The organism is Paenibacillus faecalis (assembly GCF_900289175.1).
Classification (GTDB): domain Bacteria; phylum Bacillota; class Bacilli; order Paenibacillales; family Paenibacillaceae; genus Paenibacillus_AQ; species Paenibacillus_AQ faecalis.
Genome location: NZ_LT985747.1, coordinates 1,860,740 through 1,874,934, shown reverse-complemented (window position 1 = coordinate 1,874,934; position 14,195 = coordinate 1,860,740). Strand labels below are relative to the sequence as shown.

The window sequence follows — 14,195 nt, the reverse complement described above, 5'->3', positions numbered from 1 at the left end:
AATGTGGCAAGCGTACGTGGAAGACTGGTGTGGTCACTCCCAAAGTGACGAAGCTGTTATGCCTGGTTTTTCTATCATCGCTTAAGAGGGATGTCTTAAAAGGTCTATTGTCTATTGACCTAAAGACATCCCTTCTGTTTTGTTGAAATCAGTCTTGCCTTAAAGAAGAATTGTTGGCCCACTGCATTACCATGCGTTTTGTTCTTTGATTCTATGAAGTCCACTGCTATAATGGGTTTTGGAAAATAGGACATCATTTTCTAGGATTTATAAGGAAGGATGCTAATCTTGAAAAAACATCGGTGGATTGCAGCGTTTTTATCTTTGATCTGTACCGGTCTGGGCATGTTTTACATCGGCACAGCGGGGATGATTGCAGGGGGAACTGTGCTTATGGTTATGCAGGGGACCCTACTTTTTTTGTTTTTTATAACATTGGGTTTTTTGGGACTTGTTTTGGCTCCCTTGGCACTCGGATTACATATCGTTGGATTTATTATCACTATGATCTATTTCAACAACAGAGCAGTCCAAAATCCGCTTCTTGCCCAGAAGAAACAGCGGCGGTTCGCTTCTCCAGGGAAAATCATCGTAAGAACAGCGATGGGGGTAGCCATTTTCATAGGGTCGTTGTATGTAGGCTATACATGGGGGACGGAGCCTTTTACCAAAAGCATAGCAGAGAAGCGGGCAGTCAAGGAAGCAGCTGAAAGCTATCTTGAAGAGAAATACAATGAACCGTTTAAAGTAACAAATGTGAAATACACTTGGGCGGTAGGTACTTACACTATAGAAGCTCATCCGAAGCAAAATCCCGATCTGGTTTTTACTTTAGAGAGCGATAGTGGAAATCCTTCAGTCATTTCAAATGATAATTATCTAAACGAGTTATGGGCAGTGCAGCTTAAGGAGATTCTGACACCTTTGGTCGATGAGTTGTATCCAGATACCGCGGTTTTTAGAGTATGGGTAAATGCCGGGCATAATGAAACACCTGTGAAAAATTATAGCGATTTAACAAATGAGGCGGCAGCGTCGGTCGGCATGCAGCATGTCAGTTTAACCGTGTTTGCTGATCTGGCGGCAAATGATCTTTCCATGGAGCAGGAGCGTGTGATGGAGCTGATTCAGAGAATGCCAGAAGTGATGGCAGAAGGTGAGACGGGGTTGGAAGTAAATTACTATCCGTCTGAGCTGAATACCCCTGGCAACGTAGAGCTGGCGAACAAGGGCAGTTTTAATGAGGATTTTAACATAAATACAAAGACATATATGTTCAGAACGGATAACATAAGTCAAATTACTTCCCCGAATGACATTGAGATCAGGGAGCTTGGAAAGGATTAAAAACGGGATCTACAAAAAATGCTGCAATCAAAAAAGCCCTGCAGAGAAGCTATTCTCTACAGGGCGTCGTTATGTCTAGGATTCAACTTCTTCGGCAACAGCCTCGGTTTCCTGCTGCTCTGCGTCTTCTTTCACAATTTGCAGCTTGGTGTAGCGGTGTGTTTTCTTCTCCAGCACCGTAAAGGTTAATTCACCATAGGTCCAGCTGTCACCTTTAATGAGCTCGGGATTATGTCCGTACAACCATCCGCCGATCGTATCCAGCTCTTCTGTGTCCAGATCGCTGTTCAACAGATCATTCACCCGACTGATCGCTACCTTTCCGTTGACGATAAGACGATTCGGTTCTGGTTGAATCAGATCGCGCTCTTCGTCATTGTCGAACTCGTCGCGGATTTCTCCGACGATTTCCTCCAGAATGTCCTCAATTGTAATCATCCCGGAAGTACCGCCATACTCATCAATCAAAATGGCCATATGTGTGCCTTCCTGCTGCATTTTTTTCAGCAGCTTCTTGATCGGCATCGCTTCAGATACCGTCATGGCCGGATGGATGAGCTTGGAAAGATCCATATTTGAGTTGTCATCGAACTCCAGGAAGAACTGTTTCGTATTCACCATACCGACGACCTGGTCCTTATCCCCGCGAACGACCGGGAAACGGGTATATTGTTCTCTTTTAATAATCTGCAGGTTTGCTGCTAGAGATTTATCCACATAAAGACAGACCATATCGGTACGGGGTACCATAATTTCCTTGGCGAGCAGATCGTCAAAGGCAAAAATACGGCTAACGTAGCCATATTCGCTTTGGTTGATCTTGCCGCTCTCGTAGCTTTCGCTAAGGATCATCCGCAGCTCTTCTTCGGAGTGAGCTTCTTCATGCTCGCTGGCAGGATGAAGGCCGAACAAACGGACAAGTCCGTTGGCAGAGCCGTTCAAGAGCCAGATAAACGGATACATGAGGCGGTAGAACCATATAATGGGATTGGCTGTGATGAGTGTGATTTGCTCCGCTTTTTGAATAGCAAGTGTTTTAGGGGCAAGCTCACCGATCACCACGTGAATAAATGTCATGAAAAGAAATGCAAACAAGAATGACATGGCCCCTGCGAGATCAACAGGGAGTCCGATTGCGTCAAATATGGGATGAAATAGAGCCTCGAATGTGCTTTCCCCCAAATAACCGAGACCCAGGGCCGTAATCGTTATACCCAGCTGACAGGCAGATAGATATCCGTCAAGATTGGACACAACTTTTTTTGCAGCCAAGGAGTTTTTGCGTCCTTCAAGCACCAATTGATCGATTCGACTGGTCCGAATTTTTACAATCGCAAATTCCGTCATAACGAAAAAAGCCGTAAACGCAATAAGTAATGCTACTAAAAATAAATTAAAGCCTATACTGCCAACCAATCAAAACACATCCTTTTTTTTCTGGTCCGAATTTGTTTTCAATAGCTTACTGCAAAGCAAGAGGCAAATATGCATCAGCTCTAACATAATTCGACCTGAACTTCAAAGGTTCGAGAAGCATGTGCTTTAAAATGAGAATAATATGGGCGGTCTTAACGCTGAATTCGGTCATACGGGTGGATATCAGATGCATTACACGTGTTACAACAGATGGAATCTGTTCCGGCAAGGGAGCAGCAGGTAAGGCTGGTGCAGCACGGTTGCTCTTAGCTAGAAGCAATTCCTGAGATGGAATGGAGTTTTTGGACTTAACCTCCCCGTTAACGGGTGTAGTTGATGCCAGAAAACTTAAGCCAAGTGCCAAGTACATGAATCTGCTTATCCTTCGAATGGGGTCCAATTCGTCTATCTCACTCCTATAAAATGTAATGATGTGGCATTGTTGACCTTAATTTGTTATTACTCTGTATTAAACAAAAATATGATGATTGACTATATACTTTTGTAAAGAAAAAACAGGTATATGTTAACTATAATAAGAAAAAGTAAGTGCACATGTCAAATGGAGGCATAGGAAGTGGCTCAAAATAAGCCAGCTGCGGCATAGGAATGATTCCCACTGAAAGAACCGGGATTGTACAAGCCAGGCGAGGTCAAAGTTTCAAATGAAGCAAGAAATGTAATTCCAGCAAAAATAAAGGGCATCTTTCCGAAGATCGAAATGATCTTGGAGATGCCCTTGCTCTTTTTATTGGCTGCTGGTATGTTCCGGCAACTGCATTAAATAGCTGTTCGATAGATGAAGCAGTTTAAGCGCCCGGTCAAACTCGTCTTTAGTCGCTTCTGTCGCCTCCTGTGTCGTATGTGGAAGCGGGTGAAGAGTACCATCATCAAAAGAGTTGCCCGGGATAAACAGGGTCGTGCTGTTAATAAACGAACCTGAAGGCAGATAATAACGTTCCGGCAGCAGGTTGTAATCTTTCTGATTGATCAGGTCCTGACCGAAATGAAGTTGATTTTCCAAGGAAATGCCTGTCAGATTAGCGATTGTTGGTAAAATATCAATTTGCCCGCCGACTTGCTCCATAACCATAGGTTCAATATATCCTTCTCCATAGATCATGAGCGGAATGTTGATCATGTCGGAAGAAACATATTCACGGCCGTATATTTCTTTCATCAGTTCTTTATCGTCATTGTCCAGTGAATAAATCGGCAGACCCAAATGGTCTCCGTATATGATAACGAGACTGTCATCCCATATGCCGTCTTTTTTCAGTTGTTCAATAAACTGACCAAGCGCATAGTCTGCATAGTTTTGAGAGCGGATATAATCGCCCGCAAAAGTTCCTTCATATCTCTCCGGCAGCGTCATCTTGTGCTTGGATTCCGGAATCGTGTATGGATGATGAGCGGTCATGGAGAGGACATGGGCATAAAACGGTTTTCCCGACTCGTTCATCTTTTTCAGTTCTTCTGCCGTTTTTGAATACAGCACCTCATCGGATGAGCCGAAAAATATTTTATCAGGCTCGCCAAAGAAGGATTTGTCGTAATACTTATCAAATCCGATCGCTGTATAAAGCTCCTTGCGGTTCCAGAACTCTACAACATTCGTATGGAATGTGGCAGATTGGTAGCCATCCTGTTTTAACATTTTAGGTAGGCTTGGTACTTGCTTGTCTGCATATTGCTGCGCGGCTGCACCACGCGGCGGGATATAGAAAGATGTGTTTACAACAAATTCAGCATCGGACGTATTGCCTTGACCGACGTTTTGATAGAAGTTCGGGAAATAAAGGCTCTCTTTCGCGAGCTTATTCATTACCGGTGTAACTTCTTGACCGTCCAGCTCCAGATTGATTAAAAATTGCTGGAAGGATTCCATCTGGATCATAATGATGTTTTTACCTTTGGCAACACCCTGATATTTAGGATCAGATACGGGGGTAATGCCTTTCAGTTTATTGATTTCCTCCTGGGTGATGGACTCGGGATCTGCCAGCACTGTATTATCTTGCTCGAAGATAGTGTAAGCCTCGTAATTCAGTATTCCCATCTCCTGAGCTTTGACCGTCTCATTCATGCTGGCACGGTTCGGAATAATTTGAAACAGACAGACGATCAGGGAAATGACAAAGACCATCGATGCAAACGAGCGCTTGCCTCTTGTCGAGTGCTTCTGTTTCCAGGTCTTAAATCGGTCGCTTCTCCAGAAGAGTATGAATAATACGATGATGTCTGTAAAAATCAGTAGAAAATAAGGGTCCATCAGTGAAAAGACGCTGTTGCTTACAGCAGTCACCTGATTTACCTGCTCTAGAGCATGGTAGGTTGGTATGACACCGTAATATTTATGATACATAATAGCTGCGAAAAAAATTGCGGTAACGAGCAGGTTAACAGTCATATAAGCTGCCATCTTGCGCTTGGATGCAAACCATTCAATCAGGCTGAATACCAGCCAGATGAAAGGGATCTCTGTAATAAGCAAACGCCAAGGCATTACATTATCAAAAATGACCATCCAAGCCAAATAACCTTTAAGCAGTAAAATGACGGAGAAAAAGATAAATGGTTTCGTAATGCTCAATCGAAACCTGTTCCTTGCGAACACCAGTACCGCCTTCCTTTCAAGTCGCAAGAGGGTTAGGACAAAACCCTGACCTTACGATTTTTTATAATTTTTGTAAAAGGATGAACAAAGTTATTATGCCTTCTATTGTACACGCTTGTCAAAGAGAGTGTGCATAGTTTCGAATATTTTTCAAAGAATAGATTCATTCATTATAGTTTCTTGCCGTCATACTTTTAGAATATAAGATGGAAACGATCATTGTATGCCATAAAAAAAACCGGCCCAAAAGAGCCGGTGGAGGAAACCCGTGTTTATCGTTAGAACAGAAAAGACATTAAGATCGGTGCAGCACCGAGCGTAAACAATGCGGCAAGGATCATGGAAATGCTGGAAATCGTCCCTGAAAGGGAGCTGAACTCAAATGCTTTGGAAGTCCCTGTACCGTGAGCGCTCGTCCCAAACAATATGCCGCGAGGAATGTCACCTTTAATCTTGAAGAGCTTCATGACAGAAGGGCCAACCATAGATCCGAGAATACCGGTTATAATGACAAATACTGCTGTTATGCTCGGAACCCCGCCGATGACTTGGGAAACGTCCATAGCAATTGGGGTGGTGATCGATCTTGGTATAAGACTGGTCACCAGAGAACTGTCCAAATGAAGCCATTTGGCAAGTATAGCTGATGATAGAATTGCCATGACCGACCCGGAGATGACACTGACCATAATTTCGGCCGCATGTTTTTTTAGGGTTTGAAAATTTTTATATAGCGGTACGGCAAAAGCAACCGTTGCCGGCTGCAGCAGATCGCTGAGCCATTTGGCTCCTTCATTATATGCTTCATAGGATGTTCCGGTTTGCGTCAAAATGACAATAATGACGATCGGAGTAATAAGAAGCGGTGATAAATAAACTTTTGATTTATGATGATACAGTTTTTTAGCTGCCCAATAAATGATTACCGTAAGGGGCAGACCAAACCAAGCAAGCCAGGATAACGTCATCATCCCCTACGCTCCTTCCGTTTTGATATAAATGTAGCCATCAGTCCGGAGCTGACCATAACGATCACCGTACTGAGCAATACAACAATTAATATTTGTATCCCGTCACTCTTGAGCATCGGGAAATAGTTCATAACACCTACAGCAGCCGGAATGAAGAACAATAACAGCTCAGCAAGCAGCCAGTTGGCTCCAAGCTCAATCCATTCCAGTCGGATGATTTTGGTTTCAAGTAGAATAAATACGAGGGCAATACCTAGAATACTGCCGGGTATGCTTAAATGAAGCAGTTCAGCCAATTTATCCATAAGGATGGAAATGAGCATGAAACCGGCCACTTGGAGACTTCCTTTAACAAGTTGTTTCAAGACCGGTCACTCCTTTTCTTTCATCTTTAATGAAAATTTTACATCAATAGCTTTCATAAGTAAAATGAATATATAGAATGATTGTTATTCCGATTTGGAATGTTTGATGCAGGGAAGGAGGATTTTGAAATGGACATTCGGCATTTTCAATATTTTCTGGAAGTCGCTCGTCTTGGCAGCTTTACTAAGGCGGCCGAGATGCTGTACATCACGCAGCCGACGATCAGCAAGATGATCAAGAACATGGAGGAGGAATGGGGAGTAATTCTCTTTCATCGACAAGGTAAGGGAATCGAGCTTACCGATGCCGGGCGGATCATGTACCAGCAGGCACAACAAATGGTGGAAGCTTTTGACCAGGTTTCGAATGAGCTTGAGGACTTAAAGGAGCTAAAGCGCGGGCATATCCGAATCGGGTTGCCGCCGATGATCGGTTCCAGCTTTTTCCCGCAGGTGATTGGACAGTTTCATGATAAATATCCGCAGATTACAATTCAGCTTTTTGAAGACGGGGCCAAAAAAGTGGAGGCAGATGTGGAGAGCGGACAAACTGATATTGGAGTCGCTGTGCTGCCTGTAAACGAGGAAGTGTTTCATTATTATTCGTTCGTAAAAGAAAATTTACAGCTGCTGCTTCACCCGTCTCATCCATTGGCAGGACGTGATTCGGTTTCCCTTGCAGAGTTGGCTGAAGAGCCGTTTGTACTGTTTCGAGAGGATTTTACACTGCATGACCGAATTATTCGGGAGTGTATCGGGGCCGGTTTTGAACCTCGCATCGTATACGAAAGCTCGCAGTGGGACCTGATCAGCGGCATGGTTGCCGCAAACCTCGGTATTGCACTGTTGCCGGAAACGATATGTCGTGAGATCGATGCTTCCAGAGTCACTATCCTTGCGCTGGACAATCCCTCCATACCATGGCAGCTTGGCATGATCTGGCGTAAAGATCGCTATCTGTCTTTTGCCGCCAGAGAATGGATTTCATTCACTCGATCGTTGCTTGGGGAGAAGAAGTAAGGGATTTTGTATTTCTTTGCTGATAGCGGAGCTGTAATGCTAAAATGTGGTAAAGAGGTTATGACAAACTTTGTATACAAGCAGCACAACATACCTTGAAGAAAGTGGTGGTCGATAGATGACAATCCAAGTTGGCATTATCGGTTACGGATTATCCGGTTCTACTTTTCATGCACCTTTTCTTGCTAACCTTCCAGACTATAACATCTACGCTGTCGTATCTTCCAATTCCGATAAAGTTAAGAAAGACTTGCCCCGCGCCAAGGTCGTTGATTCCGTGAATCAGCTGCTGCTCGATGAAGAAATTTCTGTTGTAGTGGTCGCTACTCCGAATGCCACGCATTTTGAATATGCGAAAAAGGCAATCGAAGCCGGAAAGCATGTCGTTGTAGACAAACCGTTCACCGTTACGACGGAGGAAGCGGATGCGCTGATTCGTCTTGCCCGGGAAAAAGAGGTCCTCTTGACCGTGTATCACAATCGCCGCTGGGATAATGACTTTCTAACGGTGCGCAATCTGCTTGAAACGAAAGCATTGGGTAGGCTTTCCTTATATCAAGTGCATTTTAATAGATACCGTCCGCTCGTTCAGCACAGCTGGAAAGAACGGCAAGGACCGGGGGCAGGAGAATTATACAATCTCGGTTCTCATCTGATCGATCAGGCTATACTGCTGTTCGGCAAGCCGAAGACGGTATGGGCAGATATGGGGGCTGAGCGGGATGGCTCGGAAGTGACGGACTACTTTCATCTTGTATTTGGATATGAAAGTCACCGCGTTATTCTCCATGCAGGTTCGCTTGTACGGCAGGCAGGGCCCCGGTTTGAACTGCATGGGGATAAAGGCAGTTTCTTGAAGTATGGACTGGACCCACAGGAGGCACAGCTGAAGCAGGGGATGCTCCCGGGAGATACCGGCTGGGGGGAGGACCATCCGGATCAGTACGGAGAGCTGGTTACGGAGCTTAGCGGGTTGACCGTTCAAGGAGAGATTGAAACCTTGCCGGGAAGATACCAAGCGTTTTATCAGGGGCTTGCAGAAGCGATATTGGAAGGAGCCGAGGTTCCGGTAAAGCCGGAGGATGCGCGTGATACCATTTCCATGATCGAATATGCCATAGAAAGCTACCGCAGGGGCTGTGTTGTTTCGGTCTCCTGATTTTAGACCGCTGTCATGTGGGCATTATACCGCATGCTGAGAACTTCTGTGGGTAAACTTCAGCGGGATACATAACTTTCCTTTATCCGTGGGATAGTATGCTGTAATAGCCCTGTCATAATTAATGATACTAGGGCGACTACACTACGGAGAAGGAGTTACAACGATATGAACAAACGTCGCGTTCTTCAAGTGACGACAATCACTACACTATGTTTAGCAATGCTGCTGGCATTTTCGCTCCCCGCTTTCGCGTCAGGCAGCGGACCGTTTCATTTCGGTTTCAAGCGAAGTGTAAACGGGAAGCTTCCGTCTATTGACGAAGAGGGCTTTAAGGAGCTTTTGAAGAAGCATGGTGCTATTTTTATGGGAGACTCCAGCAAGAAAGAGCTGTATCTAACGTTTGATAACGGTTATGAAAATGGCTTTACTTCCCAAATATTGGATACGCTCAAAGAAAAGAAAGTGCCTGCGACCTTTTTTGTCACCGGTCATTATGTGAAGACACAGACCGAGCTGATGAAGCGAATGGTGGCTGAGGGGCATATCATCGGCAACCACTCCTGGAGTCATCCGGATGTGTCTACGATTTCGGCGGAGAAGCTGAAAGAGGAGCTTGATCGGGTGAAGATTGAGGTAGCCAAGGTAACTGGGCAGAAGGAGATGAAATATTTACGGACGCCGCGAGGGATTTTTGACGAACGTTCACTTGCGGTGAGCAAGGAGCTTGGTTATACGAATGTGTTTTGGTCGCTTGCTTACAAAGACTGGGATGTCAACGCCCAGCGCGGTTCCCAGTATGCATATGAGAAAGTAACGGCACAGCTCCATCCGGGGGCGGTGCTGCTGCTGCACTCCATCTCCCGCGACAATACGGAAGCGCTCGGCCGTATTATTGACGAAGCCCGGAGACAGGGCTATGAATTCAAGAGCCTGGATGATATGGAGATCAAAGCGCCGTAACAGCCAGCTTATAGGAAAAGGCACATTTCATGGTGAAGGAACATCATGGAATGTGCTTATTTTTTTTGTAGTATATCTAAGAAAAAAGCAACTTTTTACACAAAACCATTGTTCATAATAATGTAACTTCCGAAAAATGATGTCTGGAGGTGGTGGCAATTACCTTAATTGATATTTTCACCCCGGCTCTAATAGCCTCTATTATTGTCGTGTTTATCATTACAAAATTTTTTCCTAGAAAACCAATGAAAATGTTCTATTTAAGTATACAGAGTACATTATTAGGCATCAGTTTATTGATTTTAGAAATCATTGCACAAGGCAGTGAGTACTTGCTGATATATTCCGGAATCTTTTTTATTTTTATAGGTTGTTTATTGAGTGCTTTTACTTATTTCTTCAAAATGGATGATTGATATCCCCCATGCCACCTCACCCTTCGGAACGGATGTTTGGTATAATACGGACCAGAAGATTGTTCAAAGGAGACCGACTTATGCCTCATACCATTCAAATATCCGTCAGGCCGTTGGTGGAATATGTCTTTCGCAGCGGAAGCATTACTTCCGGCTTTCGGACTGTGGCAGCACTTACTGAAGGGACGAGAGCGCATCAGCAGATTCAGCGGGAATACGGAGAACAGGATCAAAAAGAGGTTCTGCTGGAGGCTGAAATTCCTTGTGGGGATTTGATGTTTGCTGTAGAGGGACGCTGTGACGGCATCATTAACGGGGAGGGGCCGGTAATGATCGATGAGATCAAGTCCACATCCGGCAACCTTGATGATATCGAGGAGGACACCTATCCGGTTCACTGGGCCCAGGCCAAAATGTATGCGTACATGTATGCGGAGCAGCACGGAGATGAAGAAATGGCCGTTCAGCTGACTTATGTTCAAAACCCAAGCGGGGTTACAAAAAGGTTCCGGCGCACGTTTCGTTTTGAGGAGCTCGAATGTTTTGTACAAGAAGTTGTTGAGGCCTATGCCCCTTATGCCATCCTTTTGCGTCAACATGCTGAGCGAAGGGACAAGAGCATACGTGAGCTTGCATTTCCGTTTCCCGCCTACCGGACAGGCCAGCGCAAGCTGATGGGCGCTGTATACAAAAGTATCGGGGAAGGACGCCGTTTGTTCGCCAAGGCTCCCACGGGCATCGGCAAAACGATTTCTACGCTGTTTCCATCGATTAAGGCGATGGAGGAAGGAACCGTTCAGCGAATTTTTTATCTGACCGCCAAAACGATTACCCGAACGGCAGCGGAAGAGGCGGTTGCACGGATGCAGTCGAAAGGACTGCATATGCACACCGTGACACTGACTGCGAAAGATAAAATTTGTTTCGGTGAGGGAGAAGGATGCGGACAAGAAGCGTGTATTTTTTCGGAAGGGTATTATGACCGGATCAACGGGGCGATTCTTGATCTTCTACAGCACGAGACGATGATCACGCGTCCAGTTATTGAGGCCTATGCACGCAAGCATCAGGTATGCCCGTTCGAATTTTCATTGGATGTCGCTTATGCCGCCGACGCCGTTATCTGTGACTATAATTACGTGTTTGACCCGCGAGTCTCGTTCAAACGGATGCCGGAAGAGATAAAGAAGCGCAGTGTTCTGCTGGTAGACGAAGCTCATAATTTGGTCGATCGGGCGCGGGCGATGTTCTCGGCTGAGCTTAAAAAATCGATGTTTTTGGAAGTGCAGCGGGCTTATAAGGAAACGAATCCCGGATTATATCAGGCTGCGAAGACCGTAAACAACCGCTTTATTGTGTTCCGCAAGGTTAGCGGCGGGGAAGAACGAATGGTTGGTTCGCATCAGCCGGAGCTGATGGATGAACTGTTAGAGAATTTCGTTCTGCAAGCTGAAGCCGAGCTGATGACCGGAAAAAGCGGGGAAGAGGTGGAGCAGCTGCTGGAATGTTATTTTGCCTCTCAGGCTTATTTACGGATTTCCAAGCTGTATGACGAGCGGTTTGTCACCTATGCGGAGATCGAGGGCAGCGAGGTGTTCCTGAAACTATTTTGCCTGGACCCTTCACATTTGCTCCAGCAGGCCGGGAAGAACTACCGCAGTACGGTGCTGTTCTCAGCGACGTTAACCCCGTTAATGTATTACCGGGATATGCTTGGGGCAGAGGAAGAGGACTACAGTCTTTCCATACCGTCACCGTTCTCCCGTGAGCAGCTGGATGTTCGGCTGATGCCTGTTTCCACCCGTTACAAGGATCGGGACCGCACCAAGGATGCTATTGTTCGCATGCTCGATCAGCTCGTTAAGGAAAAACCGGTGAATACGCTCGTGTTTTTGCCCTCATATTCGTACATGCAGGCTGTGTATGATGGCTTCACAGAATTAAGCCCGGATACGCGGACGCTGCTTCAAGGTCATATTATGCGGGAGGACGAGCGGGAGTCGTTTCTGGACTCTTTCCAGGCGGACGCCGAAGAGCCGCTGACCGGCTTCGCCGTAATGGGAGGTATTTTTTCGGAGGGCATTGACCTGAAAGGGGATCGATTGTCCAGCGTTGTTGTTGTCGGTGTCGGACTGCCGCAGTTATCGTTCGAGAATGATATTATCAAGGATTATTTCGATCGCAATGAGAAGAACGGTTACGACTATGCTTATGTTTACCCTGGTATGAACAAGGTGCTTCAGGCCGGGGGCAGACTGATTCGCTCCGAGCAGGATCAAGGAACGCTTGTACTGGTAGATGATCGTTTTCAGAATCGGCAGTATCAAGCTCTGTTGCCAGAGGAATGGAGGCATTATCGAAAGATTTCGCCTGATTTTCATGGAAAATGTTGACACATGGAGATGGCGGTCCTATAATACGAGTATACTTTTAGCAAAAGGAGGCTGATGTCATATGAAAAATGCAATGAAGACTTTTTACATGTTGACGTTGGTCTCTACGGATGAAAGAAAAACAGTCGTTTAATCCATAACCTTAGCATTTGCTCAGGGGTTGTGATTACGGTTGGCCGCAGGAGACCTTATATGGTTTCTTGCGGTTATTTTTGTTGTATAGAGGTTCTCTTTGATATTTCGGACTTGGACTTTCCACGAATGACAAGGGGATAACTTCTAGATGAGAGCTGACCGCAGAACATGTTCTGCGGTTTTTCTAATTTTTTAACAAATTTAATTGGATAAAGGGGTTAATCGATTTAAATATGGAGCATACAAAATTGATGAAATATGGATGGAATGAGCGCTGGCAATCTATAATGGACAGTATGAAGGATCATGGTAAGCCGCTTGTTCCCGCGCGCGTCACCGCCCAGTATTCAAAGCAGTATCGCATTATTACGGAAACAGGAGAGAGAATCGCCGCTGTAACCGGAAAATATGAATTTGAGGCGACGAGCCGCAGCGATTTCCCGGCGGTTGGTGACTGGATACTCGTTGAGCTTCTGCAGGGGGAGCCGAGGGCAGTCATTCATAAGCTGCTTCCGCGCACAACGGCCATGACTCGCAAAGAAGCGGGAGCTGTGCCGGACGAACAGGTTATTGCGGCCAATACAGATACCGTATTTATCGTTGTTGCGCTGAATCAGGATTTTAACGTGCGAAAAATTGAACGATATTTGATTGCGGTGTGGGAAAGTGGATCACAGCCCGTCGTGTTGCTGACCAAAGCAGATGTGTGTGATGATCCGGAACCGTATGTATCACAGGTGATGTCCTCAGCGCCAGGGGTGTCTGTACATGCTGTCAGCTCTGTGATGGATCAGGGAAAGGAAGCGATCTTACCATACCTCATCCCGGGTCATACGGTGGCGATTACGGGTTCCTCCGGCGCCGGAAAATCTACATTGCTCAACTGGCTTTCCGGGGAGGAAATTCAGCGTGTTCAAAGTATTCGGGAGGAAGATGCCCGCGGCAGACATACGACAACACATCGGGAGTTGTTCCTTCTGCCGGAGGGCGCCATTATGGTGGATACCCCGGGGATGAGGGAGCTTCAATTGTGGGAATCGGAGGACGGCTGGGGTGAGGCGTTCTCCGATATTGAAGAGCTGGCGCAGCAGTGCCGCTTCCATGATTGCCGGCATGAATCCGAGGCCGGGTGTGCCGTTCAGCTGGCCTTAACGGAGGGAACACTGGATCAAGGGCGCTTTGCCAATTATAAGAAGACGGAAAGAGAGCTTGCATATTTGGCAAGGAAGGAGAACAGCGCTGCTAAGCGCCAGAAAGACCGCAGCCGGGCCCGCCAATCCAAATCCAGACGAGATAGGAGGGCAAACGGCTACCATTTCTCGTATGATGGAGACGATTAGCCCAGCTTGTTGCAAGCCGTTCTTCTGTTGGAAATATGACGGGTAGCGACGGG

General features: G+C 46.0%; 11 protein-coding genes. 6 read left to right on the top strand and 5 right to left on the bottom strand.

Annotation, left to right across the window (positions count from 1 at the left end; genetic code table 11):
- The first annotated feature begins 288 nt into the window (after window positions 1-288).
- Entirely contained in the window at window positions 289-1,347 is a 1,059-nt protein-coding gene (locus C8268_RS09055) for a hypothetical protein (RefSeq protein WP_106767358.1), read from the top strand.
- A 75-nt stretch (window positions 1,348-1,422) separates the two neighbouring features.
- On the opposite strand, the gene C8268_RS09050 is transcribed toward C8268_RS09055, so the two are convergent.
- From C8268_RS09050 to C8268_RS09030, 5 genes are all read right to left on the bottom strand, one after another.
- Window positions 1,423-2,763: a hemolysin family protein gene (locus C8268_RS09050; protein ID WP_106767357.1), complete on the bottom strand. Its 1,341-nt coding sequence runs from the start codon at window positions 2,761-2,763 to the stop codon at window positions 1,423-1,425.
- 46 nt (window positions 2,764-2,809) lie between these two features.
- Entirely contained in the window at window positions 2,810-3,133 is a 324-nt protein-coding gene (locus tag C8268_RS09045; RefSeq protein ID WP_106767356.1) for a hypothetical protein, read from the bottom strand.
- 378 nt (window positions 3,134-3,511) lie between these two features.
- Entirely contained in the window at window positions 3,512-5,380 is a 1,869-nt protein-coding gene (locus tag C8268_RS09040; protein ID WP_106767355.1) for an LTA synthase family protein, read from the bottom strand.
- 278 nt (window positions 5,381-5,658) lie between these two features.
- Complete coding sequence (locus C8268_RS09035; protein ID WP_420094273.1) at window positions 5,659-6,348, bottom strand: CidB/LrgB family autolysis modulator; 690 nt, start codon at window positions 6,346-6,348, stop codon at window positions 5,659-5,661.
- A complete protein-coding gene (locus C8268_RS09030) occupies window positions 6,348-6,716 on the bottom strand; it encodes a CidA/LrgA family protein (RefSeq protein WP_106767353.1) in 369 nt (122 codons plus the stop codon). The genes C8268_RS09035 and C8268_RS09030 overlap by 1 nt, the downstream gene beginning before the upstream one ends.
- 129 nt (window positions 6,717-6,845) lie before the next feature.
- On the opposite strand from C8268_RS09030, the gene cidR reads away from it, so the two are divergent.
- The 5 genes from cidR to rsgA all read left to right on the top strand — a co-directional run bounded on the left by cidR (window position 6,846) and on the right by rsgA (window position 14,142).
- Entirely contained in the window at window positions 6,846-7,736 is an 891-nt protein-coding gene (gene cidR, locus C8268_RS09025) for a cidABC operon transcriptional activator CidR (RefSeq protein ID WP_106767352.1), read from the top strand.
- A 118-nt stretch (window positions 7,737-7,854) separates the two neighbouring features.
- Window positions 7,855-8,895, top strand: coding sequence for an oxidoreductase (locus C8268_RS09020; protein ID WP_106767351.1), 1,041 nt, complete (start codon window positions 7,855-7,857; stop codon window positions 8,893-8,895).
- Between the two features lie 222 nt (window positions 8,896-9,117).
- Complete coding sequence (pdaA, locus tag C8268_RS09015; protein WP_420094272.1) at window positions 9,118-9,858, top strand: delta-lactam-biosynthetic de-N-acetylase; 741 nt, start codon at window positions 9,118-9,120, stop codon at window positions 9,856-9,858.
- Between the two features lie 496 nt (window positions 9,859-10,354).
- Window positions 10,355-12,667 carry an ATP-dependent DNA helicase gene (locus tag C8268_RS09005; protein ID WP_106767348.1) on the top strand — a complete coding sequence of 771 codons (2,313 nt, stop codon included), beginning with the start codon at window positions 10,355-10,357 and terminating at the stop codon, window positions 12,665-12,667.
- Between the two features lie 386 nt (window positions 12,668-13,053).
- Window positions 13,054-14,142 (top strand): ribosome small subunit-dependent GTPase A, encoded by a 1,089-nt coding sequence (gene rsgA / locus C8268_RS09000; protein ID WP_234032967.1) that lies wholly within the window; start codon window positions 13,054-13,056, stop codon window positions 14,140-14,142.
- Window positions 14,143-14,195 lie beyond the last annotated feature (53 nt).

Coding starts and splice junctions, on each gene's coding strand:
- C8268_RS09045 (WP_106767356.1), bottom strand. CDS start 3,133: ATGTACTTGGCACTTGGCTTAAGTTTTCTGGCATCAACTACACCCGTT.
- C8268_RS09035 (WP_420094273.1), bottom strand. CDS start 6,348: ATGACGTTATCCTGGCTTGCTTGGTTTGGTCTGCCCCTTACGGTAATC.
- cidR (WP_106767352.1), top strand. CDS start 6,846: ATGGACATTCGGCATTTTCAATATTTTCTGGAAGTCGCTCGTCTTGGC.
- C8268_RS09020 (WP_106767351.1), top strand. CDS start 7,855: ATGACAATCCAAGTTGGCATTATCGGTTACGGATTATCCGGTTCTACT.
- pdaA (WP_420094272.1), top strand. CDS start 9,118: ATGCTGCTGGCATTTTCGCTCCCCGCTTTCGCGTCAGGCAGCGGACCG.
- C8268_RS09005 (WP_106767348.1), top strand. CDS start 10,355: ATGCCTCATACCATTCAAATATCCGTCAGGCCGTTGGTGGAATATGTC.
- rsgA (WP_234032967.1), top strand. CDS start 13,054: ATGAAATATGGATGGAATGAGCGCTGGCAATCTATAATGGACAGTATG.